Here is a 22,547-nt window from a genome sequence, read left to right on the forward strand (position 1 = left end):
AGCGGCGTTTTGGCTTCGCGCCCTCGACGAAAATCCCAGCGCCCAGGAGCCGCGCTGGGTTCCACCACGGGCTCCTAGGGGAGACGCGCTGAGGATCAGTTGCGGAAGCGGACGTGGAAGTGGTTCACGTGCCCGCTGCTGTGGCGGATGATGCCGTGGCCGCGGCGGCGCGGGTATTGGAACAGCTCGTCGAGGGTGTCCTGCGAGATGCCCTTTTTCTTGGCGTAGTCGTAGAGCAGCTCCTGGATCGAGCGATCCATGAAGATGTACTTGACCTCGTCGGTGTCGAGGAAGGCGTCGACCAGCGACCAGGTCCGCGCGAGGTCGAGGTTCTTGGCGTTGGCGTTGACGAAGCGGACCTCGTCGGCCTTGTCGCCCTTGAGCACGTAGCCGATGTCGACGTCGTGGCCGTGCTGGTGGCTGCGGTGGGGCGGGAGCTTGCCCCCGCCCTTCTTGGAGATGTCGCCGACGTGGACCTTGGGCGAGCTGCGCCAGCCGCGGCGATAGCTGCTGATCGCCGACTGGATCAGCCGCACGGTGTTGCCGGTGCCCCAGGCCCGGGAGGGGGTCTTGACCTCATAGTACTTGCCCGCGGGCATCTGCACGCCGTGGGGGAGGTCGCCGGTGTCGTCGTCGTAGGCGCCGTAGCCCGGGAGCATGCCGCCTTGCTTGTAGACGATCAGCTTCTGCCCGACCTTGAGGTCGTTGGCGCTCGCGAGCTTGCCGCGCTGGTAGCCGAGCAGCTCGTTTGTGGTCAGGCCGTACTTCTTGGCGATCGCGCTGAGCGTGTCGCCGGACTGCACGGTGACCTCGAGCTCGACCATCTCGTGCGGGGCGATCTCCGGGCAGACGCGGATCTTCTGGCCCACGCGCAGCAAGTTGGCGTTGCTGCGCAGCGCGCTGTTGAGCTTGATCAGGTCCTTGCGACGCACGCCGTAGCGTCCGGCGATCTCGCCGAGGTGCTCGCCGGGGAGGACCTCGTGGGTGTGCAGCGGGGTCCGGTAGCCGCAGGTCTTGCTGGCCTTGGAGCGCCGGTTGTCGGCGCAGATCAGCAGCTCCTGGCCCACGCGCAGCGAGTTGGGGTCCTTCTTGAGCTTGGCGTTGCGCGACAAGATCGTGTCGACGCTGACGTCGTACTTGCTGGCGATCCCACTGAGCGTGTCGCCGGCCTCGACCTCGTGGTTGGTGATCGTCTTGCCGCCGCCGCAGGACCTGCCCGAAGACGACGAGCGCTTCGAACTCGACGAGCTCTTCGAGCCGCCCGAGTCCTTACCGGGCAGGCAGATCTTCAGGGTCTGACCCACGCGGATCTTGTTGATGTCGAGCTTGGGGTTGGCGCGCTCGATGGCGCGCTGGCTGACCCCATACTTCAAGGCGATTCCGCTGACCGTCTGGCCCGAGGCGACCTCGTGCTCGACCTGCTCGCCGCCGTCGGGGCAGCCGCCTGCGTTGGCGAGCTCGGGGGCGACGAGGGGGAGGGTCAGGCCGAGGAAGAACCCAGCGAAGAGTCCGATGCGACGACGCACGAGGGCAGGATTCGCACGGCACGAGGGGGGATCGCAAGCGCCCAGGGGTCGTTGTCTGCGCCTGAATTCGTGGGTCTACGCGGACTTGGAGAAAAAAGTCGTCGCTGTGAATAGCTGGCCGTGGTCGGGCGTCGAGGGGAGTTTCGTGGGCCGAGAGGGGGGGCGCTGGCCTCGCATGCGTGGGCCGCCGTGGACCCCGAGGCGTCATGAAATGCATGCAGTCGAGATCACGAGGGCGACGATACTCACCTGTCGATGGGTTGTTGGGCAGCGCTGATCTGGGGCGCGTTCGCACCTTTGGGCGAGCCTTCAATCTTCATGGCGATGCTGCGCGCGCGCAGCGTTGCCGTACATCGGAGACGACGATCCGCCTGCGTGCTCGGAGGGATCGAGATCGGGATCGACATGGATGCCCTGCGCGCCGACACGGCTCGGGGTGGTCTCGCCGCTGCGGGCACTCGCTGAGCTCGACGCATTCGGGCCTCGAGGCCGCCCCAGGCATGGGTAGGGGCCGTCGTGCTTGCAGGGGGTCGGCGCCTGCGCCATGGTCGTCCCAGCCATGGCCAAGCGCGAAGACAAAGCCAAGAGCAAGCGCAAGGGGGGACGGACCACCGCCTTTGCGGGGTTGATCGCGGTCATCGCCTTGATCGCGGCCTGGCTCAGCGACTGTATCCCTGGCCTCGGCAGCGGGGTGGGGGAGGACGCGCCGGGCGAGGCCGAGGCCGAGCGCGTCGCGGCGCCGGAGGACGACGCGCAGACCCAAGACGACGTGCAGGCCAAAGACGACGCGCAGGCCGAAGCAGGCGCAGCCGAAGCAGGCGCAGCCGAAGCAGGCGCAGCCGAGCAGACCCTCCGCGCGGCCGTCAGCGTCGACGCCAGCGGCAGCTGTCGCGTGGCCATCAACGACGCCGCCCCCGGCGAGGCGGTCGCCTGCGCCAGCTTGTGCGATGGCGAGGACCCCTTCTCCGGCGCCCAGGCGCTGACCATCGACGCCAAGCAGGGACCCCACGCGGCCGTGGTCGCGGTCATGGACTGCGCCAAGGCTTCGGGCATCGACGAGCTGGCGATCACCGTCGAGCGCGACTAGGATCCCGTGGCGGTCGAACATGCTGGGTGACGCGCTCTTCGACCCCCTGGCGATCGTCGTCTTGCTGGTGATCGCGGCGATGATCACGGCGGCCGCGACCTGGCTGCGCCGAGCTCGGGCCGCCGCGGATCAGCTTCGAGGTGGGCTCGGCGTCCTGCGCAAGGTGGCGGCAGAGCTCGCCCCCGAGCACCCGATCCGCCGTCGCCTCGAGGCCGCTCCGGTCAGCGAGCTGAGCTTCGAAGAGCTCGCCCACCTGCTGCGCGGCGCCGCGGGAGAGCCCGCCCGGGCGCTGCTGGGCCTGGGTCAGCAGATCGCGTGGATCGAGCGCTTCGCCCAGTTCGCCGTGCACCTGGGCATCCTCGGCACGGTCTTCGCCCTGGTGGCCTCGGACCCCACGGACCTCGAGGCCTTCCGCGCGCGGCTCCCGACGGCGCTGGGCACCACCTTCTGGGGGCTGTGTGGGGCGCTGAGCCTCTCGGCGCTGGCCGGGCGCTGCGAGTCGCTGGCCGAGGGCGCCCGGGCCAAGCTGGGCCTGGCCGTGCTCGATGGCCTCGACGGGCCCGAGCTCGCCGAGCGTCCAGCCGAGAACCCGGCCGAGAACCAAGCCGAGAACCAGTAGCGTCCGGAGCCAAGCATGCCGCGCCGCCGCAGCCGTCACGCCGTCGACATGCTCCCGCTCCTCGACGTGTTCATGGTCGTGCTCTTCGTATTCGCGACCATCCAGGAGTCCGAGCTCGACAGCACGACCAGCGAGCGCGACAGCGCCACGCGAGCGCTGGACGCCGCCCGGGATCGCAACGCCGCGCTCGAGGAGGCCCTGGCCGAGACCCGGGCGCTTGCACGCGGCGCCGCGTCCGAGCTCGAGGCCTACGCCCAGGCTTGCGGCCCGCGCGAAGCCGGCGGCCCGCGCTGCCCGGCGGCGCACACACCCGACGCCCAGCGCTACGCCGAGCTCAGGGAGCTCGAGGCGATCCACGAGCGCCTGCTCGACAACATCGGGGTGTTCGAGGTCGAGCTCGAGGGCGCGCCCGACCCCGAGGGGGAGCGCCTGGTCAATCGCTGCTGCGTCCGCGCCGACCCGCCAAAGGGCGGGTGGGTGGCCTGCGGCGAGGTCCCCGGAGATCCCGAGGCCCGCGAAGCCTGGCTGGACGCGGGCGGAGAGGGGCTCCTCGACGTCCTGGGCCGGACCCGCGGGGGCAAGGCGATCGTGCTCCTGCGCCAGGGCGGGCGCGCGCGTTTTCGCCTGAGCAACGACCTCGCGGCGACCCTACGCGAGCGACTGCCCGACCACCGGGTCTACGACGGCATGACCAGCGAGGCCCTGCGCTGCCCGCTGCTCGTCGAGGACCCGGCGCCGGGTTGAGAGCAGGCAAGGCCGGCCAACTCGAGGTGTGGGGGCTCGAGAAAAATACAGTGCGTGAAGGTCGCCTCAGGGTCCGCCAGGCCATGCGTTATCGTAAAGATTGCGCCCCGGCCAATCCCAAGTGGACGCATCTGTCCGCTTAGCTCAGACTCTCTGGCAGCGAAGGAACACGAGATGGACGCCATGACCGACCCCCAAACGGAAGACAAGCCTCCGCTCTCGCTTCCCCCCAACGCCTCGGTGTTCACCCGGATCCGCGTTGGCCTCAACGCGCTGAAGATCCTCAGCAAGGACGCCGGCAACCCCTACTACGCGCCGATCCTTCACCTCGCCTTCGACGAGGACACCTACATGAAGCTGGCCGCGACCCTGCGCGAGACCCCCGAGGGCCGCAAGCTCCTCGACGAGCGCCGGACGATCCCCGGCCCCGACATCGACCTCGACAAGCTGGCGAGCCTGCCCGAGGGGACCCTCGGCCACGAGTTCGCGAGCTACTTCAAGAAGAACGGGATCGACGTATTCGGCTTCGACTTCGCGCTCAACAGCGACGCCGACTACCTCAACAAGCGCTACCGCGAGACCCACGACATTCACCACATCATCACGGGCTACGGCATCGACCCGATCGGCGAGATCGAGCTGCAGGCCTTCTATTACGGCAACCTCGGCCTGCGCCACGCCGCGCTGATCGCCTTTGTTTCGGTGCCCTACGAGTTCAAGAACTCGGGCATCAAGGGCATGCGCAAGCACATCCGCCGGGTGCTCACGGCCTACCGCCGCGGCAAGGACTCGCGCGAGCTGCTGAGCATCAACTTCGACGAGATGTGGGAAAAGCCGGTCTCGGAGCTGTCCGAGCTGATCTGCGCGCCCGCGCCGAGCTTCCACTGAGCGCCAAGGCGCGTCGCAGGCGACGAGCCGCGATACGCGAGCGGGCCAGCGCTTCGAGCGGGGCCCGCCTCGCGTTCGAGCGCGCGGCGGTCATTCGAGCTGCGCCCAGGCGGACTTGGGCGAGCCGATCTGCAAGATCGCGTAGAGGATGCCGATGCCGATCAGTCCGCCGACGACCTGCGAGATCGCCAGGCCGGCCGACAGGTTGATGATCGCCGCGAGCACGCTGGTGCCCACGAAGCCGAAGAAGCCGATCTTCTTCCAGCGGAAGAGCAGCACCGCGAACACCACGTTGAGCACGCCGAGCAGGGAGAGCACGGGCAACGCCCAGCCGGGCATGCCTGGCGTCAGATCCTGGATCTCGTCGGCCATGAGGAGGTTCGCCAGCGAGGTGATGGCGTTGACGATGAGCATGAAGATCAAATAGGCCGTGACGCAGCCGTGGCGCGTCTTGATCCCATCGTCTGGCATCGGAGGCTGGGGATCGCTGGGGACGGGTGCTTGGTAGGGGTTGGCCTCGGACATCAGTCCTGCACCCTAGTGCCATCGCTGCCTGCGCTCAAGCCGCGAACATGAAAAAGGCCGGAGGGGGGACCTCCGGCCGAAACCTTGGCCAACACTCTGGCCCAAACTCTAGCGAGACGAGTGGGGAGAGGCAGCGCCTACTCGGCGGAGGCGGCCTGCTCTTCGCCGTCGTGTTCGTTGTGCCAGCGCTTCATCTTGCGCTTGATCATCTCTTTTTTGACCATGCCGACGAGGTCGATCATCAGCTTGCCGGTGAGGTGATCGTGCTCGTGCTGGAGGGCGCGGCCGAACAGCCCGTCGCCGTCGACCTCGAAGGTCTCGCCCTCGATGTTGGTCGCGCGGAGCTTGGCCCAGCGCGGGCGCTTGACGTCGACGAAGACGTCCGGGAAGGACAGGCAGCCCTCCTCGGCGATCACCGTGCCCTTGCCGGCCTCGACGACCTCGGGGTTGATGCACACCAGGGGATCGCTGCTCTCGTCGCCGCCGGCGACCTTGCCGTCGATCAAGAAGATGCGCTCGAGCCGGCCGACCTGGATGGCGGCGATGCCGGCCGCGTTGAGGGCGTACATGGTGTCGGTGAGGTCGCGGACGAGCTGACGGATGTCGTCGGTGATCTCGGCGACTTCGAAGGTGTCCTCACGCAGGCGGGGGTCGGGGTACTTGACGACTTCGAGAACGGCCATGGCGCTGGCTCCGGTTGTGACGGCGCGGGCAGCGGGTGGTGGCCCTGCGCCGCGGCGATCACGAGCGGGGGCGAGGGTAGCCCGAAGATTGCAAAGGTGCTAGCAGCGGTGCCGGCGACCGGGTCCGAGCCCAGCTCCATGGACGGCGCCCGCGCGCGTGGCAAGCTGGGCCCGAGCCCGCGCCGAGAGCCGAAGCGAGAGCCCGAGCCCGCCGCGACAGGAAGAGCGATGAGCGAAGTCACCCCCGAGAGCGTCCGCGAAGCCCTGAGCAAGGTCGAAGACCCCGCCACGGGTCGAGACATCGTCAGCAGCCGCCAGCTGGGCGCCGTCGAGGTCGGCGACCAGCTGCGCGTCGAGGTCGCGCTGATCTCCCCGGGCTACCCCCTGCGCGGGACCCTCGAGACCCGGATCCGCGAGGCCCTCGAGCCCTTCGCGCGCCCAGTCGAGATCGCGTGGGGCCTGGCCGTGCCGCGCAAGCCGGCCCGCCAGGACCTCGATCGCCTGCCCACGGTCAAGAACGTGATCGCCGTGGCCGCGGGCAAGGGCGGGGTCGGCAAGAGCACGGTCAGCGTCAACCTGGCCATGGCCCTGCAGCGCCTCGGCGCGAAGGTGGGCATCCTCGACGCGGACATCTTCGGGCCGAGCGTCCCCAAGATGATGGGCGAGCCCTCGCGGCCCTGCGACCGCAACGTGTCCGGCGACAGGATCATCCCGGCCCTGCACCGCGGCGTACCGGTGATGAGCGTCGACTTCTTCGTCGAGACCGGCCGCGCGGTGATCTGGCGCGGGCCGATGATCCACAAGCTGCTCCAGCAGTTCCTCGAGGACGTCGAGTGGGGCGAGCTCGACTACCTGATCATCGACCTGCCGCCGGGCACCGGCGACGCCCAGCTGTCCTTGGGCCAGCTGCTGCCGATCACCGGCTCGGTCGTGGTCACCACGCCGCAGGAGGTCGCGCTCCTCGACGTGCGCAAGGCCGTCGACATGTTCGCCAAGCTCGAGATCCCCGTGCTCGGCGTGGTCGAGAACATGAGCCACTACCGCTGCCCGGCCTGCGGCCACGTCGACCACATCTTCGCCAGCGGCGGCGGCAAGCGCCTCGCCGAGGAGCTCGAGGTCAGCCTGCTGGGCCAGCTGCCGATCGACGCCAAGGTCAGCGCCGGCGGCGAGACCGGCAACCCCGTGGTCCACAGCGCCCCCGACAGCGAGCACGCCAAGGCCTTCCTCTCGCTCGCGGCGACGGTCGCCCTCGAGGCCGCCAAGCGCCACGCGACCGGCCCCAAGCGCAGCTCGCTGCTGCGCACGGTCTGAGCCCGGCCGGCTTCGGTCCGAGCCGTCAGCGCGACTTGGTGCGCAGGCGGAGGCGCTCGAGGGCCGCGCCCACGCGGTCGGCCACGGCGATCGCCGCGGCCGCGTCGGAGATCAGGTCCTGGCGGACCTCGAGCTCGAGGTAGACCACGTCGTGCGCCGCGCCGTGGTGCTGAGCGGCGAAGATCACCCCGTCCATCCCCGAGTAGGGCTCGTTGAGCGCGGTGTGAAAGCCCTGCTCGTCGAGCAGCCCGGCGAAGCGCTCGGCGACGGCGGCGTGGCGATCGAAGAGCACGCCGAGCTCCATGGGTCGGACCGCGCCCGCGAACACGGGGGTGAAGGAGTGCACGGAGAAGAGCAGCACGTCGCCCCCGCGAGGCAGGCGCTGCGCGAGCAGGCGGTCGACGGCCGCGTGGTAGGGCGCGTGATGGCGGCGCGCCCGTCGGTCGCGCTCCTCGGCGTCGAGGTCCTGGTTGAAGCTCAGCGGCTGACCCTCGACGTGGGTGCGGATCCACGTCGGGTCGTCCGTGTCCCGGTTGGGATCGCAGACCAGCCGAGAGTAGCGGGCGAGCACGGCCACGGAGCCGCTGCGATCCGCCAGCCGCCGGGCGACGGTCGCCGCGCCGATGTCGTAGCCCCAGTGGGTCTCGAGCCACGCGCGGTCGCTGTCCGAGGTCGACAGCGGCGCAGGCACGCGGGCGCTGGCGTGCTCGCAGGTGATCACCATCGGGCCCTCGCGGCCCTCGCCATGGATTTCGAAGGCGTCGCCCGACATCGAGATCCGCTGGCTCGGCTCAGTTCAGCGAGCTGACCGGGAAGCTGTCGCTCTCGCACAGCACGTCGATCAGGCGCTGGGCTCGGGTGCTGAGCAGGGCCACGCGCTCGTCGGGGTCGTCGGCGGCGAGGCAGCGCTGGAGCAGGCGCAGGTGAGACATGGGGTCGCCGCGCATGCCGTGGCGGATCGTCGAGGTCAGCTCGACGTTGGGGATCAGCGAGGCGATCGCGTAGACGATGATCCGCTCGTCATCGAGGGCGAGGACGCTGCGGATCATCTCGCGCTCGTCGTCGTCGAAGGTCTCGGCCATGCGCTCGATCTGAGCCTCGAGGACCGCGAGCGCGTGGTGATCACAGGGGATGGTCTCGGGCAGGGCCTCGACGGCCAGGCGGCGAAAGTGGTGCTCGCCCATGGGCAGCTCCTCGCGGGCGCGGACCCGGCCGAGGCCCTCGAGGCGGATGAAGCGGCGACCGTCGGGCAGGCGCTGGTGGCCGATGATCTGCCCGATGCCGAAGATCCCCTCGATCGCGGGGCGCTCGTCGCCGGGGTCGTGCAGGGGCAGCGCGCGATCTTCTTCTTCGAGCAGCGACTCTTCCGGGCGCAGCAGCGGGACGCCGATGTGCATGCCCCGCTCGAGTACGTGATCCACGAGCTCGAGGTAGCGCGGCTCGAAGACGTTGAGCGGCAGCACCATACCCGGCAAGAACACGACGTTCGGCAGGGGGAAGATCGGCAGCGCCTCGAGGACGGCGGGCGCTGGCAGTCGATCTACGTCCAGCATGCTCGCAAGAGCGTAGTCTCATCGCTGGGTGCTGGCGAGGGAGAGCGCGATGCTCCGCCGCTGTGCCGGCGACGATCGCCAAGTAGGGGGATCGTCGAAAAACGATGCGCCTCTGGCGCAGCGCGCCTGCTAGCGCAGCTGGGCCTGGAGATCCGGCCGCGTCTTGAGCTCGCCGCGGTACGAGGCGGTGACCACCCGTGTCCCGTGCTTGTCCCCGGGCACGTTGAGACAGTTGTGTTGACCCGTGATCACGCAGGCCGCTCCGCGAGCGTCGAGGTGCTCCATCAGCGCGTCGGCGATGTCGTTGCAGACCCGCTCTTGCAAGGTCAGCCGGCGCGTGAAGCAGTGGACCAGCTCGCTGAGCCGGCCGAAGCCGACGAGCTTGCCCTTCGGGAGATAGGCGACCGTGGCCTCACCGACCCAGGGCATCAGGTGGTGAGGGCACATGCCGTGACAAGGGATGTCGCGGACCACGACGAGCTCCGTGTCGCCCTCGCCGAGCACGGGGTCCCCGAGGATCGCCGCTGGATCCGCGCCATAGCCGGAGATCACCTGCTCGAGCCACAGGCGGGCGACCCGGTTGGGGGTGCCCCGGAGATCTCCGTGGTCGAGGTCGAGGTCGCAGGCCCGCAGGAGCTCACGCACGGCCGCGGCGAGGGCTTCGTGGCGCTCGGATGGGGGATTCGTGGCGGGATCTGCCTTGGACACCCGCCCAGTGTACCCGCACTGGGGTGTGGCGCAGGGGGTGGCGCCGCGCGCAGCGCGAGTTTTCCGCCCCCGACCCCGATCTCGGCGCTTGATCTCCGCGAGACGGCCGCCTATATCTCGCGTCCCTCATGTCGACCTCCGAGAACCAGCCCCCCACCCCGACGACCGACATCTCCGAGCAGCACCTGCCGGTGCTCGGCCGTCCTCTGGAGGTCCGCGTGGATGAGCGCGGCGTGGAGCGTGCGATCCGCAAGCTCCGTCGTCTCATGGCCAGCGAGGGCGTGCTGCGTGAGATCAAGCGCCGCCGCCACTACGAGAAGCCCAGCATCAAGGGCAAGCGCAAGCTTCGTGAGGCCGAGCGCCGCCGCAAGCGTCGCCAGCGTAAGGCTCGGATGGAGCGCTGAGCTCGGCTCGTCGCGTCTGAAGTTTGGGTCGCGCCCTCGGGTGCGGCCCTCATTAATTTCAGCGCCCGCGAGACCGGCAGTAACCTAGCAACCAGCCACGATGCATCGTCGCCTGGTCATCCCCCGCCTGCCCGAGGGCTCGGTCCCGCCTCCGACGCAGCTCGAGCCGCGCCGGGTCGACGCGCCGAGCCTCGCGGGCGTGCGCCTGGTCTTTGGCGTGGGCAGCGAGGCCGACGCGCCGCCGAGCGCCGCGGACTTCCACCCGGTCTACACCGTCTCGATGCCGGTGGTCAGCGCGGGCGGCCTCGACCCCGACGGCATCTACGAGTTCGACGCGGGCGCGCAGCTCGAGCTGCTGCAAGCCCGCGCCCGGGCGCGGCGCTGGGGCGTTCGCCTCGAGCTCGCGCTGGCCCAGCGCGCCGAGGCCCTCAGCTGCGCCGACCTCTACATCGATCCTCCCTGGCCGGGTCGCGACGGCGTCGGTCCGCGGCTCGAGCTGATCGGCTCGCCTCGGGGAGAGGGCCTGCCCGGTGGCGGCCGGGCGTTGACCGTGGCGAGCAGCGTGGTCGACGAGGTCGAGGCCGCGCGGCGCCTGGGCGGCCGCTTCACCTTTCAGCTGCGCGACGCGGACCCCCACGGCGGCGGCCCGGCGACGGTCGAGAGCCCCGTGCAGATCGTCGAGCTTCACCTCGGCCGCTACGAATTCGAGTAGGCGCCGTGGCCCGCAAGCGCAGGTCCAAGCGCGCCCGTCGGCGCCGTCGCCAGCGGCTCTCGCTGCTGCTCGCGTCGCTGATCACCCTGGCGATCTACTGGCTCGACTGGGATCCGCGGGCGGCGAGCTTGCCGCCTGCCGCCCCCGGTGAGCAGGTCCGCGTGGTCAGCTGGAACCTCGAGAATTTCAGGGGTGATCCACAACACCACGATCTCGCGCGCATGCATGCTGTCGTCGACGAGCTCGACGCCGACGTGCTCGCGCTGCAGGAGGTCAAGGACCCCAAAGCCCTCGCCGCGCTGCTCCCCGGCTGGCGCGTGGCCGTGTCCGAGCGCGGCGGCTCGGGGCACCAGCGCGTGGCCGTGGCCTGGCGCCCCGAGCGGATCGAGGGCCTCGGCGAGGCGATCGAGCACGCCGAACTCAGCCTGGGCGGGCGCGTGCGCCCGGGGCTCTCGATGTACCTGCGCGGCCGCGGGGGCGGGCCCGACTTTTGGCTGACCGTCGTCCACCTCAAGGCGATGCCGACGGGCATCGATCAGCGCCGCGAGCAGTGGCCGACCCTCGTCGCGCTCAGCGAGGCGCTGGCGAAGCGCCCGATCCCCGCGGGCGCGGGGGACGGGCGAGGAGGCGACCGCGACCGCGACCAGATCGTGCTCGGCGACTTCAACAGCACGGGCGCCCCGGGGGCCGGCCCGGGCGAAGAACACCGCGAGCTCGACGCGGCCCTCGCCGCGGCCGGCCTGCGCCGGATCGAGAACGCCGGCGGCTGCTCCGCCTACTACGACGGCCAGCGCCGCGACGCCTGGAAAGAGCCCTCGGAGATCGACCTGGTCTGGGTCCGGGAGCTGGGCGAGTCCCTGGGCCTCGGCGCCCGCGTCCACCCGGGGACTCACTGCGCCGCGCATGGCTGCCGAGACTTCCGCTCGACCGAGGCCTACCCCGTCCGCGACTACGAGTCGGTCAGCGATCACTGCCCGGTGATCCTCGATCTGCAGCGAGCGGACGACGACTAGTGTGCGCGGCAGAGGACTTGAAGGGTCCCAGGCGCCGGACCGCCGGTTGCTGACGAGGCGCGAGGAGGGAGTTTGTCGGGCACAAATGACTGACGAGCAACGAAGTCAGCGGCCGGTGCTCCAAGCCTGGGGCCCTTCAAGTCCTCTGCCGCGCACACTAGGAGCCCGTGGTGGAACCCAGCGCGGCTCCTCGAGCGGCTGCGCTCGAAGGGCTTCGAGCCCAGGGCGAGCTCGTGGCGATCTGCCACGATCGCGGCGCGCATCGAGGTGTGATCGATATGTCGTAGGGTTGACCAGGGTGTGGCGCTTTCGCTCCCCTGGCCGCTCGGTCGAGGGGAACCCCAGTTGCCGCGAGCAAGCTCGTTTTGTGGGCTTTGAGCCGCTTTACGACGTGATGGGCCGCACTGTCCCACCCAGGCACTTCGGTCCGGTTCATGACGAATTATTCAACCCCTTCGTGCGCGACCTGGATCCATGGACACAAGCCGGGGGAACTGGAGGAAGCGCGCAGATCATGGCCGTGGGCCCGTTGTACCCGGCCGCGAAAAAGTGCCATGCTCTCCCAGCTCAACGACTTTCCCCCGGAGCATTACGACCATGGTCGACATCGACATTCGCAACAAAAACATCCTTCCCTTTCTTGCCTGCGGCCTGATCTCCGGCCTGGCCGTGGCCTCCCCGGGCTGCGACGCCGTCGGTGATCTGGCCAAGGAGTGTGGCCTCGTCTGTCCCGACACCGGCATCGCCGACGGCAACGCCAGCATCTCTGGCGTCGTCAGCATCGACTCCTTCTTTGGCGCCGTGATCGCGGTCCGCGACGCGGCCGTGAGCGTGAGCGGCACGGTCCGCGCGGAGCTCGAGGGCATCGCGGCCTCGCTCGAGATCGAGGGCTACGCGGAGATGGGTCTCGACGAGCTGGCCAACGAGGTCGCGGCGGGCCTCGAGGCCAAGTTCTCGGCGAACCTGCAGGGCGGCATCTCGATCAGCTACGAGGCGCCGAAGTGCGAGGCGAGCATCGAGGCGTCGGTGCAGGCGGCCGCGGAGTGCGACGTGGACGTCGACCCGGGCTCGATCGAGGCGCAGTGCATGGGCTCGTGCGAGGTGTCGGCGGACGTGGCTGCCGAGTGCGCGGCCGAGGGCAACCTGACCTGCACCGGCAAGGCGCCGGACTTCGAGTGCGAGGGGAGCTGCGAGGGCACCTGCAAGCTGGACGCGGCGGCGTCGTGCTCGGGCACCTGTAACGGTACGTGCAGCGGCACGTGCTCGTCGGAGAACGCCGACGGGTCGTGCGCGGGCTCGTGCGACGGGATGTGCGAGGGCACCTGCCAGCTCGAGGCCGGCGGAGAGTGTGGCGGCCGCTGTGAGGGCAGCTGCACCTACGAGCCGGGCGGCGCGGAGTGTGAGGCGAACGCGACGGCGAAGTGCGACGTGTCGGCGATGGCGGAGGTGGAGTGCCAGGGCAAGTGCGAGGGCAGCGTGGAGCCGCCCGAGGTGTCGGCGGAGTGCCAGGCGTCGGTGGAGGCGAAGGCGGAGGCGTCGGTGGAGTGCACGCCGCCGAGCCTGAGCGTGACCTACCAGTTCGCGGCGAGCCTGGATGCTGACGCGCAGGCCGAGTTCCGGATCTGGCTGGAGGGCTTCAAGGCGCGCTTCTCGGCGATGCTGGCCGCGAGCGCCAAGCTCGACGGTGTCAACGTCGCGCTCGAGGGCCTGATCGACGCCGCTGGCTCGGTCGTCCCCGACGCCATCGAGCAGATCCAGGCCGAGGGTGGCCTCGACCTCAAGGTCAGCATTGGCCTTGGCTGCGCCCTCGACGAGGTCGACGCCGTGGGCACCGCCCTGGCCGACGCCAGCACCAGCGTCACCGGCAGCCTCTCGGCGGTCGGCATGGTCGGCGGCTCGGTCACCGGCGGCTGAGCCGCGTAGCGATCGACCAAGGATCAAAGAGGCGCGCGCTGCCCTGGCAGCACGCGCCTCTTTTCAATTCTCGTTCTTCAATTTCCATTTTTTGCCGGCGAGCGCTTCATCATCAAATTGACCAATGTGTAATTGACCTATTGATAATCAATTAGTCGCTTGAGTTTTTCGCGCGAAGTCTGGACATTCGTAGCTGCGATGAATGCCAAGTCCATGTTCCCTCTGTTCGCCCTCGCGGGGCTCACGGGTCTGCTCACGGCGTGCCCCGAAGACGCGCCTTGCGGGCTGTCTTGCCCCGAGCTCGGCATCGCCGACGGCAACGCCAGTATCTCTGGCTTCGTCAGCGTCGACGCCTTCTTTGGCGCCGTGATCACGGTCCGCGACGCGGCCGTGGGCGTGAGCGGCACGGTCCGCGCGGAGCTCGAGGGCATCGCGGCCTCGCTCGAGATCGAGGGCTACGCGGAGATGGGTCTCGACGAGCTGGCCAACGAGGTCGCGGCGGGTCTCGAGGCCAAGTTCACGGCGAACCTGGAGGGCAGCATCTCGATCAGCTACGAGGCGCCGAAGTGCGAGGCGAGCATCGAGGCGTCGGTGCAGGCGGCCGCGGAGTGCGACGTGGACGTCGAGCCGGGCTCGATCGAGGCGCAGTGCATGGGCTCGTGCGAGGTGTCGGCGGACGTGCAGGCCGAGTGCGCAGCGTCGGGCAACCTGACCTGCACCGGCAAGGCGCCGGGCTTCGAGTGCGAGGGGAGCTGCGAGGGCACCTGCAAGCTGGACACGGCGGCGTCGTGCTCGGGCACCTGCAACGGCGAGTGCGTGGGGACGTGCTCGTCGGTGAACAGCAATGGGTCTTGCGCAGGCTCGTGCGACGGGATGTGCGAGGGCACCTGCCAGCTCGAGGCCGGCGGAGAGTGCGACGGCCGCTGTGAGGGCAGCTGCACCTACGATCCGGGCGGCGCGGAGTGTGAGGCGAACGCGACGGCGAAGTGCGACGTGTCGGCGATGGCGGAGGTGGAGTGCCAGGGCAAGTGCGAGGGCAGCGTGGAGCCGCCCGAGGTGTCGGCGGAGTGCCAGGCGTCGGTGGAGGCGAAGGCGGAGGCGTCGGTGGAGTGCACGCCGCCGAGCCTGAGCGTGACCTACCAGTTCGCGGCGAGCCTGAGCGTGGACGAGCAGGCCGAGTTCCGGATCTGGCTCGAGGGCTTCAAGGCGCGCTTCTCGGCGATGCTGGCCGCGAGCGCCAAGCTCGAGGGCGTCCAGACTGCGGCGACCGTGCTCGTCGACGCCGCGGCCGATGTCATCCCCGGCGTCGTCTCGGACATCCAAGCCGAGGGCGGCCTGTCGATCTCCGCGGCCGTGGGCATCGGCTGCGCCCTCGACGAGGCTGGCGAGGTCCAGGTGGCCCTGTCCGACACCACCGCCAGCATCAGCGGGAGCATCTCGGCGGTCGCCATGGTCTCGGGCGCCATCGGCGGCTGAGCGGGCGCGGGCCAGCCTCGCCCCCGCCGGCTCGCTGTGTCAGGGGAGCGGGCGAGGCCGGCGAGGGGGAGCCCCCAGTGTGAAGCGACGCGCGCGGCTGATGCCGCGCGCGTTTTTTTGATTCATCGACGACACACCAGCCGATGTGGCCATCGCATCGACCCGGCTGGTCGCTCTTGGCCCATGCCCAAAAACGGGCTCGATACCGGTCGAATTCGGGCAATTGGAGGCCCCAAAGACGGCCCGAGATCTGGCAGTGGAGGCCCGAGCGTGCGGCCCATCGCCAGGGGACCACGTTCATGCCACGCCGAGCGGAGGGTGTGTTGATTCTACGACAGCGTGTTCTCATATTCACATTGTGAGGCATGGGCGCGAGAGCCCCTGCGCAGCGATCCACCGCACAGTTTTGGAGATCCGAGCGGATCTAGCTTTCATGGGTGCTGATGCGACCGAGCTTTCTACGTAAGCCGGCCCGACCGGGCGCGGTGTTGGCCGCAGGCGCGGCGACGGTGTCCGAGCTCGTCGGAGCCTGCAACGTCGTCCGCGTGGGCGAGCTGGCCCTCGCGCACAAGCTCCAGCGCCTGGGCCTGCGCCACGAGCAGGCGCGCGTCGGCCAGGCCTCGATCAGCTTCTGGGAGGGAGGCGCCGGCGAGCGCGGGCAGCAGCCGGTGGTCTTGCTCCACGGCTTCGGGGCCTCGGCGATGTGGCAGTGGCACGCTCAGGTCGGCCCGCTGATCGCCGCGGGGCGCCGGGTGATCGTCCCCGACCTGCTGTGGTTCGGCGAGTCCTGGTCGCGGCGCCGCGAGTTCGGCATCGACCATCAGATCGAGGCCGTCGTCGGTCTGCTCGACTACCTCGGCGTCGAGCGTGCCGACCTCGTGGGCATCTCCTACGGGGGCATCGTCGCCCACGAGCTCACGGCCGCGCACCCCGGGCGCGTGGCCAAGCTGGGGATCCTCGACAGCCCCGGCCGGGTCTACACCCACGCGGACCACCGCGGCCTGCTCGAGCGCTTCGCCGTCCGCGACGTCGGCGAGCTCTTCGTGCCCTCGACGCCCCAGGGCGTGGGCACGCTCTTGGCCCTCGGCTACCACAGGCCCCCGCCCACGCCGCGGTGGATCCAGGGCCAGGTGCTCACCGGGATGTACAGCCAGTTCCGCGCGGAGAAGTGCGCGCTGCTCGAGCACCTGCTGGCGGAGATCGACAGCCTCGATCGCCGGCCGGGCGCCGTCGACCACGAGACGCTGCTGATCTGGGGCCGCGAAGACAAGGTCTTTCCGCTCGAGATCGGTCAGCGCCTGGCCGCGAAGATGGGCCGCCGCGCCCGCCTGCGCGTGGTCGAGCGGGCTGGCCACGCGCCGAACCTCGAGCACGGCGCGCTCGTGGGCCGCTGGCTGGCCGAGTTCGTGGCCTGAGCCCCGCGGGTCTCAGGCAGGCCGGACAGGCAACGAAAAAGAGGACGCGCCGACTCGGCGCGTCCTCTCTCTCGTCCCCGCTGGGTGGAGCCCAGCTTCAGGCCCCGCTGGGTGGAGCCCAGCTTCAGGCCCCGCTGGGTGGAGCCCAGCTTCAGGTGTGGCTGGGCTGCGCGTCGGCGCGACGCAGGAAGCGGGCCATGGGCGCGAGGAAGGGCAGGGTGACCAGCATCAGGCCGCCGGCGAACACGCCGAACTTGCCGCAGACCACCGGCATGAGCTCGGGTCCGAACATGAAAAAGCCGATCGTCGGGGCCCCGAACACGCCCAGGCCGTCGAGGAGGCACAAAAAGCCGGTCGCGCCGAGGGCCAGGGGGCCCCAGGTCTTGGCGCGGACCAGGCCAAAGAGCCCGGCGACGCCGCCGACGAGGGCGAGGGCCTGGATCAGCCCCTGCTCCTGGCGCGGGGCGAGGGCGTAGAGGATCAAGAAGGGCAGCATGCTGCCGGCGGACTTCACGGCCCGGCGCAGCAGGGCGATCGAGTCCTCCTGGAAATTCCAGCGCTCGGCCGTCTGCTCGGAGTACTCGTACTTGGCGGCCATCCCCTCGCCGCTGAGGAAGAGCACGACCAGGAGGTGGGAGACGCCGAACACGACCAGGGCGTATTCGACCTCGACTTGGAAGAGCAGGAGCAGCGAGAGGCTGCCGAAGTTGCCCAGTCCGATGGCGAACCACCGCGCCCAGAACCACTCGGCCGCGAGCGCGATGAAGGCCAGGCCGTAGCACAGCGCGAGGCCGATGAAGGCCGCCATCATCTCGTCGGGGACCAGCCAGCTGCCGATCGCGAAGTAGATCACGTAAAACGAGAGGATGAGCAGGGAGAGGGCGCGGCGGATTCCAATCATGGGGACCTGTCCCTGAGCCTACGCCGCTGCAAGCGCTCCTGCAACGCGCTCAGCGCGAGTCTGGCCGCGATCGTGCTCGAGCGTCACGCGCTGGGCCGCGGCTGCGATAGGCTCGGGTAGACGCCATGGCCGAGACTCTCCGAGCGCGCCCCGGGCTTCGCTGCCTCGCGGGGCTGATCGCGCTGAGCGGCCTCGGCTGCGTCGGCGCCGGGCCCACCTTCGCGCCAGTCGCCCGCGACACCATCGTGATCCTCTCGCCGCGCTGCGCTGGCGTCTCGTCTTGCGTGCTCGGCCACGTGACCTCGGCGGAGGGCGGCGCGCCCGTTGCCCAGGCCTCGGTCTTCCTCGAGCGCGAGGGCGAGCAAGACGGCGCGGGCGGGATCCGGATCATGACGCTGACCGACGAGCAGGGCGTGTTCACCGTCGCCGACCCGCCGCCCGGGAGCTACCGCGTGGCGATCTACAAGCAGGCGGGCTCCGTCGAGGTCGTGGGCATCGAGCTCGGCCGGGCGGGGACGACGGTGCTGCCGATCCGCCTGGCCGTGGAGTGAGGCCCTGCTCGGCTACCACTCGTAGAAGCCGCGGCCGCTCTTCTTGCCGAGCTTGCCCTCGGCGACCATGTCGCGCAGCAGCTGCGGAGGCTGGAAGTGCTCGCCCTGCTCGAGGTGCTCGGCGAGGTACTCGGCGATGCTCAGGCGCACGTCGAGGCCGACGAGGTCGGTGAGCTTCAGCGGGCCCATGGGGAAGCCGTAGCCGAGGGTCATGGCCTTGTCGATGTCCTCGGCCGAGGCCACGCCCTGCTCGACCATGCGGATCGCCTCGAGGCCGATGACCAGGCCGAGGCGGCTGGTCGCGAAGCCGGGCGAGTCCTTGACCACGATCGCCTGCTTGCCGATGCGCTCGGCGAAGGTCTTGATGCGCTCGGTGATCGTCGCGTCGGTCTGCTCGCCGACGACGACCTCGAGCAGCTTCATGATGTGCACGGGGTTGAAGAAGTGCAGGCCGATCACGCGCTCGGGGTGGGGGACCGGGGCGGCGATCGAGGCGATCGACAGCGAGCTGGTGTTGGTCCCGAGGATCGCGTCGGCGCCGACGATCTCGGCGACCTCGGTGAACAGCTGCTGCTTGAGCGCGAGCTTCTCGGGCGCGGCCTCGATCACGAGATCGGCGCCAGTCACGGCCTCGGCGAGGTCGGTGGTCCCGGTGAGCCGGGCCAAGCTGGCGTCACGGGTGGCGGCGTCGACCTTGCCGCGGGCGACCCCCTTGTCGAGGTTGGCGCGGATCTTGTCGAGGCCGGCCTGGACCTGCTCGCTGCCGAGGTCGCGCAGTCGGGTCTCACACCCCGCCATCGCGCAGACCTGCGCGATGCCATGGCCCATGGTCCCCGCCCCGATGACGGTGACGGTTGCGATCTGGTCGCTGGTTGCTGCATCGGACATGTGCAGCGATCTACCCCATGTCCAAGGCGGGCGCTGGGGAGCTGGGTCTCGCGGGGACAATTATCCCCCCTGCGCGTCGTGTGTTTTCTTGGCGGGGGGATTTATGCTGGCCTCGGGCCCGGTCGCTGGCTATAGCAAGCCGAGGGCCGGGTGGTCGAGATGGATAGGCGCAAGGTCGCAGTCACGCTCGTGTGCGCCGCCGCTGACGAGGCGGTGGTCGAGGCGGTGGTCCTCGGGCTGCGCGCGAGAGGCCGCGACGTCGCGCTGATCGTGGGCGTCGACGAGGAGCCGCGGCGCGTCGCCGAGGGCGTCGAGCGCAGCGCCGCGGGCCTGGTGGTCGCCTGCGAGAGCGCGAACCTGGATGGCCCGGCGATGCGCAAGGTCGAGGGGGTGTTCAGCGCCCGGCGTGGGCCCAAGCACGGCTTCGTGCGCCTCGATATCAGCCAGCGCACCCACGCGATGATCGCCGGCGTCGAGCGGGCCATCGCGGGCTTTGGGCGCAGCCATGGCCAGGTCCGGCGGCGCCCCACGGTGGACTTGCACCTGCGGGAGATCGTCCAGCTCGACGAGAGCTCGAACATCGCGCTGCCGGTGGTCCGCCTGGCTGCCAGCGAGGCGCTCGACGGTGACACCGGGCGCATCGAGGCGCCGGTGAGGAGCCGGGCGAGCTTCGAGTCGCGGGCGGGGGCGCACGAAGAGGAGCCGGTGCACCCGGCCTCGACGATCGAGCTGGCCCTGCGGGCGGCGCCGCTGTCCGCCGCCGACAAGCAGCGCGAGCGACTGCTCGTGGTCTTGGTGATCTGCGCGGGGACGGCGGCGATCCTCGCGGCCCTGCTCTGACGAGCGCCCCGCGTTGGGGACGCTATTCGCCTCCGGCCGACTCGACTGGAGGCGGCGAGACGAGCACGGGGAGGCGGGCGAGGCTGGTCGAGCTGGCCTGCAAGAAGGACTCGAGGGCGGCGTCGAGCTGGGGGCCGTCGAGGACGGGGACGCCATCGCGGCGAGGGACGAGCGCACCTCGGGCGACGAGCTCGCGCAGCGCGGTGAGCAGCGCGGGGCGTTCGCGGCCGTCGAGCAGGGGGACGAGGTGGCGCAAGGTCGGGTCGAGCATGAAGGGCTGGTGATCCAGGCCGGCGACCCAGCCGGTGCGCGCGGCCATCTCTCGGTTGAAGGCGCCGACCCGCGGCCGAGTCAGCGAGCGGGCCAGCGGCGGCTCGCAGACGCGGACGCTCAGGGCACGCCGCAGCAGGCACTCGAGCAAGCTCGCGCACAGCTGGGCGCGGTGCTGCGCGGGGTCGCCCTCGAGCTCGAGGCCCGCCTGGGCGAGGCGCTCGCGGGCGCCTCGCTCGAGCGCGGGCAGCTCGACGCTCGCTGGCCAGCGTGCGCACAGCTCGACGAGGGCGGCCTTGGTCAGGGGGTCCGACACGCGGATCCCCGCGCGCTCGTCGTCGCTGCCGTGGAGGGGAAAGACCACGGCGGTCTCAGGGCGCAGCGTGGCCGCGCTGATCTCGACGAGGGGGCGGCTGTGCTGGGCGAAGCGCAGCGTCTCGAGGGCGGCGGGATCGATCTCGGCGCGCGGGTTGGCGTCCCGGCGGCAGAGGATCGAGTGGCGAAGCTCGCGGTTGCGCACGAAGTCGAGCAGCTGCTCGAAGCCCACGCGGTCCTCGGCGGCGGCCTGGAGCGCGGCGAGGGTGTCCGGGGGCAGGTCGCGGGCGACCATGGTGTCGAGCTCGGCGTCGCCGACATAGGCCAAGCCGGCGGCCTGGGCTCGCTCGGCGAACTCGCAAAAGCGCACCGGGGTGTTGTCCTGCTCGAGGTGCTCGTGGGCCAAGAAGGCGTCGGGCAGGCGGCGGACGACCTCGCGCTCGCGGGCGAAGGCCTGCTCGTAGACGCTCGGGGCCTCGGCGCCGATGTGGGCCCGGCGCGCGGCGATCGACGCGTGGACGAGCTCGACTGCCTCACGCGCGCGCACGACCTGGGCGCCCGCGCTGGCCAGGCCGCGGCTGCGCTCGACCATCAGCCCGCGCACGACCTCGCGCATGTGCCAGCCGGGGTAGACGTTGTAGCTGATCACCGCGAGGCCGGCGGGGCGCAGCAGCTCCGGGAGCATGGCCAAGATCCGCGCGCGCACGGGCTCGGGCACCCAGCTCCACACGCCGTGGCAGAGCACGTAGTCGAAGCGCCCGAGGGCCTCGGGGTCGAGGTCGAGGATGTCGGCGGCGAGAAACTCGATGTTGCGCGAGCCGAGCGTGGCCGCGAGCTCGCGGGCGGCGGAGATCTGCGTCTGCGAGCGGTCGACGCCCACGAAGCGGCTGTCCGGCCACAGCTCGGCGAGGGGGAAGAGGTTGCCCCCGGACGCGCAGCCGAGCTCGAGCACCCGGCAGCGCGCGGTCGGGGCCGTCGCCAGGCCGAACAGGCGGCCGCGCGCGCACAGCCCGTCGACCCCCGTCAGCGGGTGGCAGTAGCTCGGGTAGGGCAGCTCGGCGTAGCTGTCGGCGGGCGGGGGCTGGGGCGCCATGGGGCGCAGTGTAGTGCCACTCGGGCCGGGTCGGGGGCGGGCGCGAGAGGAGGGGGCGCGGGGGATGGGGGAGCGAACGCCACGCTCGCGCCACCGTCGTGGAACATGTGGCGAGCCGCGCGGCTGTCGAGGCGCGCGCGGGCCGAGCTCGCGGCGGATCTCTTCACGGAGGCGGTTCTCGACGCGGCCTCGGGGTGCTAATTTGCGGTCGTGGTCACGGCGCTCGGCGGCTTCGAATCGCTCGACCTCGAGCTGTGGGGAGGTCCCTATCGCCTCGTCGCGCGCGGCTACGAGCCCGCGCTCGCGCCTGGTGTGTTCGAGGCGGTCGAGCTGCCCACGGCCAGCCTCCGCGCCGCGCTCTTCGAGGCCCTCCAAAACCCCGGGGGCGCGCACCAGATCGCCGCGCTGCTCGAGCAGCCCCTGCCCCGAGACCTCGCCGCGCAGCGCCACCTGGCCGACGCGCTCGTCGAGCTCGTCGAGTGTGGGCGCGCGCAGCTGCTCCGCGACACCCGCTCGCGCATGGCCGACCTCGCGCCGCCCGAGCTGCCCGAGCTCGAAGACGAGGACGCCGCCGAGCAGCTCGACTGGATCGAGATCGTGGTCGAGGACGAGGCCGGGAGGCGCCTGGCCAACATCCCCTACGAGCTGACCTTGCCCGACGGCGCCACGCGGCGCGGGCGGACCAACCGCCAGGGCGTCGCTCGCTACGAGCGGATCCTCTCCGGGCAGTGCACGCTCTCGTTGATTCAGCACGACCGCGAGGCGTGGGCGTTGGGCTGAGCCGCGCGAGACCGCCAGGCAGACGCAGGAGCGACACGAGATGAGCGAGATCGACGATGACGATGACGTGCTCCTTGCCGAGCTGGGCTGTCTCAAGGCCGACGAGCGCGACGATCACTCGAGCGACGAGCCGCTCGACGACGACCCGGCTCACGACCTCGATCTCACGCTCCACCACCCGCCGGAGGACGAGGCCGCCGAGCCCGTGCCGCGGGCGGAGGACGGGTGGATCGACATGGGCGCGCGGCCGGTCGCGCGCTCGGCCGCGGGTCTGAGGGTGATGAACACCATCGAGGTCCTGCCGCCCTTCGAGCTGTCGATCTGAGCCGCT

General features: G+C 70.5%; 24 protein-coding genes. 15 read left to right on the forward strand and 9 right to left on the reverse strand.

The features are described from left to right. Positions 1-95: 95 nt before the first annotated feature. Positions 96-1,526 carry a penicillin-insensitive murein endopeptidase gene (locus G6O69_RS14210; RefSeq protein WP_172304039.1) on the reverse strand — a complete coding sequence of 477 codons (1,431 nt, stop codon included), beginning with the start codon at positions 1,524-1,526 and terminating at the stop codon, positions 96-98. Positions 1,527-2,085: 559 nt separating this feature from the next. On the opposite strand from G6O69_RS14210, the gene G6O69_RS14215 reads away from it, so the two are divergent. The 4 genes from G6O69_RS14215 (at position 2,086) to G6O69_RS14230 (ending at position 4,864) form a co-directional block, all read left to right on the forward strand. Continuing rightward, complete coding sequence (locus G6O69_RS14215; protein ID WP_172304040.1) at positions 2,086-2,613, forward strand: hypothetical protein; 528 nt, start codon at positions 2,086-2,088, stop codon at positions 2,611-2,613. A 19-nt stretch (positions 2,614-2,632) separates the two neighbouring features. After that, positions 2,633-3,232, forward strand: coding sequence for a hypothetical protein (locus tag G6O69_RS14220; RefSeq protein WP_172304041.1), 600 nt, complete (start codon positions 2,633-2,635; stop codon positions 3,230-3,232). A 15-nt stretch (positions 3,233-3,247) separates the two neighbouring features. Next, complete coding sequence (locus G6O69_RS14225; RefSeq protein ID WP_172304042.1) at positions 3,248-3,976, forward strand: hypothetical protein; 729 nt, start codon at positions 3,248-3,250, stop codon at positions 3,974-3,976. 183 nt (positions 3,977-4,159) lie between these two features. Then, complete coding sequence (locus G6O69_RS14230) at positions 4,160-4,864, forward strand: Coq4 family protein (RefSeq protein WP_172304043.1); 705 nt, start codon at positions 4,160-4,162, stop codon at positions 4,862-4,864. Positions 4,865-4,954: 90 nt separating this feature from the next. On the opposite strand, the gene G6O69_RS14235 is transcribed toward G6O69_RS14230, so the two are convergent. After that, positions 4,955-5,389: a hypothetical protein gene (locus G6O69_RS14235; protein WP_172304044.1), complete on the reverse strand. Its 435-nt coding sequence runs from the start codon at positions 5,387-5,389 to the stop codon at positions 4,955-4,957. Positions 5,390-5,526: 137 nt separating this feature from the next. Further along, positions 5,527-6,072 (reverse strand): peptide deformylase, encoded by a 546-nt coding sequence (gene def, locus G6O69_RS14240; RefSeq protein WP_172304045.1) that lies wholly within the window; start codon positions 6,070-6,072, stop codon positions 5,527-5,529. A 228-nt stretch (positions 6,073-6,300) separates the two neighbouring features. Here def and G6O69_RS14245 point away from each other — a divergent pair, with 228 nt between their 5' ends. Continuing rightward, a complete protein-coding gene (locus G6O69_RS14245) occupies positions 6,301-7,383 on the forward strand; it encodes an Mrp/NBP35 family ATP-binding protein (protein ID WP_172304046.1) in 1,083 nt (360 codons plus the stop codon). A 25-nt stretch (positions 7,384-7,408) separates the two neighbouring features. Here G6O69_RS14245 and G6O69_RS14250 read toward each other — a convergent pair whose 3' ends face one another. The 3 genes from G6O69_RS14250 to folE form a co-directional block, all read right to left on the reverse strand. Next, a complete protein-coding gene (locus G6O69_RS14250) occupies positions 7,409-8,155 on the reverse strand; it encodes an N-formylglutamate amidohydrolase (RefSeq protein WP_172304047.1) in 747 nt (248 codons plus the stop codon). 19 nt (positions 8,156-8,174) lie between these two features. After that, positions 8,175-8,936 carry an LON peptidase substrate-binding domain-containing protein gene (locus G6O69_RS14255; protein WP_172304048.1) on the reverse strand — a complete coding sequence of 254 codons (762 nt, stop codon included), beginning with the start codon at positions 8,934-8,936 and terminating at the stop codon, positions 8,175-8,177. A gap of 129 nt (positions 8,937-9,065) precedes the next feature. Further along, entirely contained in the window at positions 9,066-9,644 is a 579-nt protein-coding gene (gene folE, locus G6O69_RS14260) for a GTP cyclohydrolase I (protein ID WP_172304049.1), read from the reverse strand. A 206-nt stretch (positions 9,645-9,850) separates the two neighbouring features. Between folE and rpsU the strand changes: the two genes are divergently transcribed. The 6 genes from rpsU (at position 9,851) to G6O69_RS14290 (ending at position 16,578) form a co-directional block, all read left to right on the forward strand. Then, positions 9,851-10,048, forward strand: coding sequence for a 30S ribosomal protein S21 (gene rpsU / locus G6O69_RS14265; protein WP_346017143.1), 198 nt, complete (start codon positions 9,851-9,853; stop codon positions 10,046-10,048). A gap of 100 nt (positions 10,049-10,148) precedes the next feature. Continuing rightward, positions 10,149-10,760, forward strand: coding sequence for a hypothetical protein (locus tag G6O69_RS14270; RefSeq protein WP_172304051.1), 612 nt, complete (start codon positions 10,149-10,151; stop codon positions 10,758-10,760). A gap of 5 nt (positions 10,761-10,765) precedes the next feature. Beyond that, entirely contained in the window at positions 10,766-11,773 is a 1,008-nt protein-coding gene (locus G6O69_RS14275) for an endonuclease/exonuclease/phosphatase family protein (protein WP_172304052.1), read from the forward strand. Positions 11,774-12,370: 597 nt separating this feature from the next. Then, positions 12,371-13,687 carry a hypothetical protein gene (locus G6O69_RS14280; RefSeq protein ID WP_172304053.1) on the forward strand — a complete coding sequence of 439 codons (1,317 nt, stop codon included), beginning with the start codon at positions 12,371-12,373 and terminating at the stop codon, positions 13,685-13,687. A 198-nt stretch (positions 13,688-13,885) separates the two neighbouring features. After that, complete coding sequence (locus G6O69_RS14285) at positions 13,886-15,163, forward strand: hypothetical protein (protein WP_172304054.1); 1,278 nt, start codon at positions 13,886-13,888, stop codon at positions 15,161-15,163. Between the two features lie 443 nt (positions 15,164-15,606). After that, positions 15,607-16,578, forward strand: coding sequence for an alpha/beta hydrolase (locus tag G6O69_RS14290; protein WP_255216313.1), 972 nt, complete (start codon positions 15,607-15,609; stop codon positions 16,576-16,578). A 151-nt stretch (positions 16,579-16,729) separates the two neighbouring features. Here the strand turns inward: G6O69_RS14290 and G6O69_RS14295 are convergent, their stop codons facing one another. Next, positions 16,730-17,479: a hypothetical protein gene (locus tag G6O69_RS14295; RefSeq protein WP_172304056.1), complete on the reverse strand. Its 750-nt coding sequence runs from the start codon at positions 17,477-17,479 to the stop codon at positions 16,730-16,732. 125 nt (positions 17,480-17,604) lie between these two features. Between G6O69_RS14295 and G6O69_RS14300 the strand changes: the two genes are divergently transcribed. Further along, the gene (locus G6O69_RS14300; RefSeq protein WP_172304057.1) at positions 17,605-18,030 is read left to right on the forward strand and encodes a carboxypeptidase-like regulatory domain-containing protein; all 426 of its coding nucleotides are present in this window, start codon (positions 17,605-17,607) and stop codon (positions 18,028-18,030) included. Between the two features lie 12 nt (positions 18,031-18,042). Here G6O69_RS14300 and G6O69_RS14305 read toward each other — a convergent pair whose 3' ends face one another. Next, a complete protein-coding gene (locus G6O69_RS14305) occupies positions 18,043-18,918 on the reverse strand; it encodes a 3-hydroxyacyl-CoA dehydrogenase family protein (RefSeq protein ID WP_172304058.1) in 876 nt (291 codons plus the stop codon). Positions 18,919-19,068: 150 nt separating this feature from the next. Between G6O69_RS14305 and G6O69_RS14310 the strand changes: the two genes are divergently transcribed. Beyond that, a complete protein-coding gene (locus G6O69_RS14310; protein WP_176396824.1) occupies positions 19,069-19,758 on the forward strand; it encodes a hypothetical protein in 690 nt (229 codons plus the stop codon). 22 nt (positions 19,759-19,780) lie between these two features. Here the strand turns inward: G6O69_RS14310 and G6O69_RS14315 are convergent, their stop codons facing one another. Further along, positions 19,781-21,436, reverse strand: a complete 1,656-nt coding sequence (locus G6O69_RS14315) for a class I SAM-dependent methyltransferase (RefSeq protein WP_172304060.1) — start codon at positions 21,434-21,436, stop codon at positions 19,781-19,783. 210 nt (positions 21,437-21,646) lie between these two features. On the opposite strand from G6O69_RS14315, the gene G6O69_RS14320 reads away from it, so the two are divergent. Further along, positions 21,647-22,216: a hypothetical protein gene (locus G6O69_RS14320; RefSeq protein ID WP_172304061.1), complete on the forward strand. Its 570-nt coding sequence runs from the start codon at positions 21,647-21,649 to the stop codon at positions 22,214-22,216. Between the two features lie 40 nt (positions 22,217-22,256). Continuing rightward, a complete protein-coding gene (locus G6O69_RS14325; RefSeq protein WP_172304062.1) occupies positions 22,257-22,541 on the forward strand; it encodes a hypothetical protein in 285 nt (94 codons plus the stop codon). Positions 22,542-22,547: the final 6 nt, after the last annotated feature.

This window comes from Pseudenhygromyxa sp. WMMC2535, from assembly GCF_011083025.2.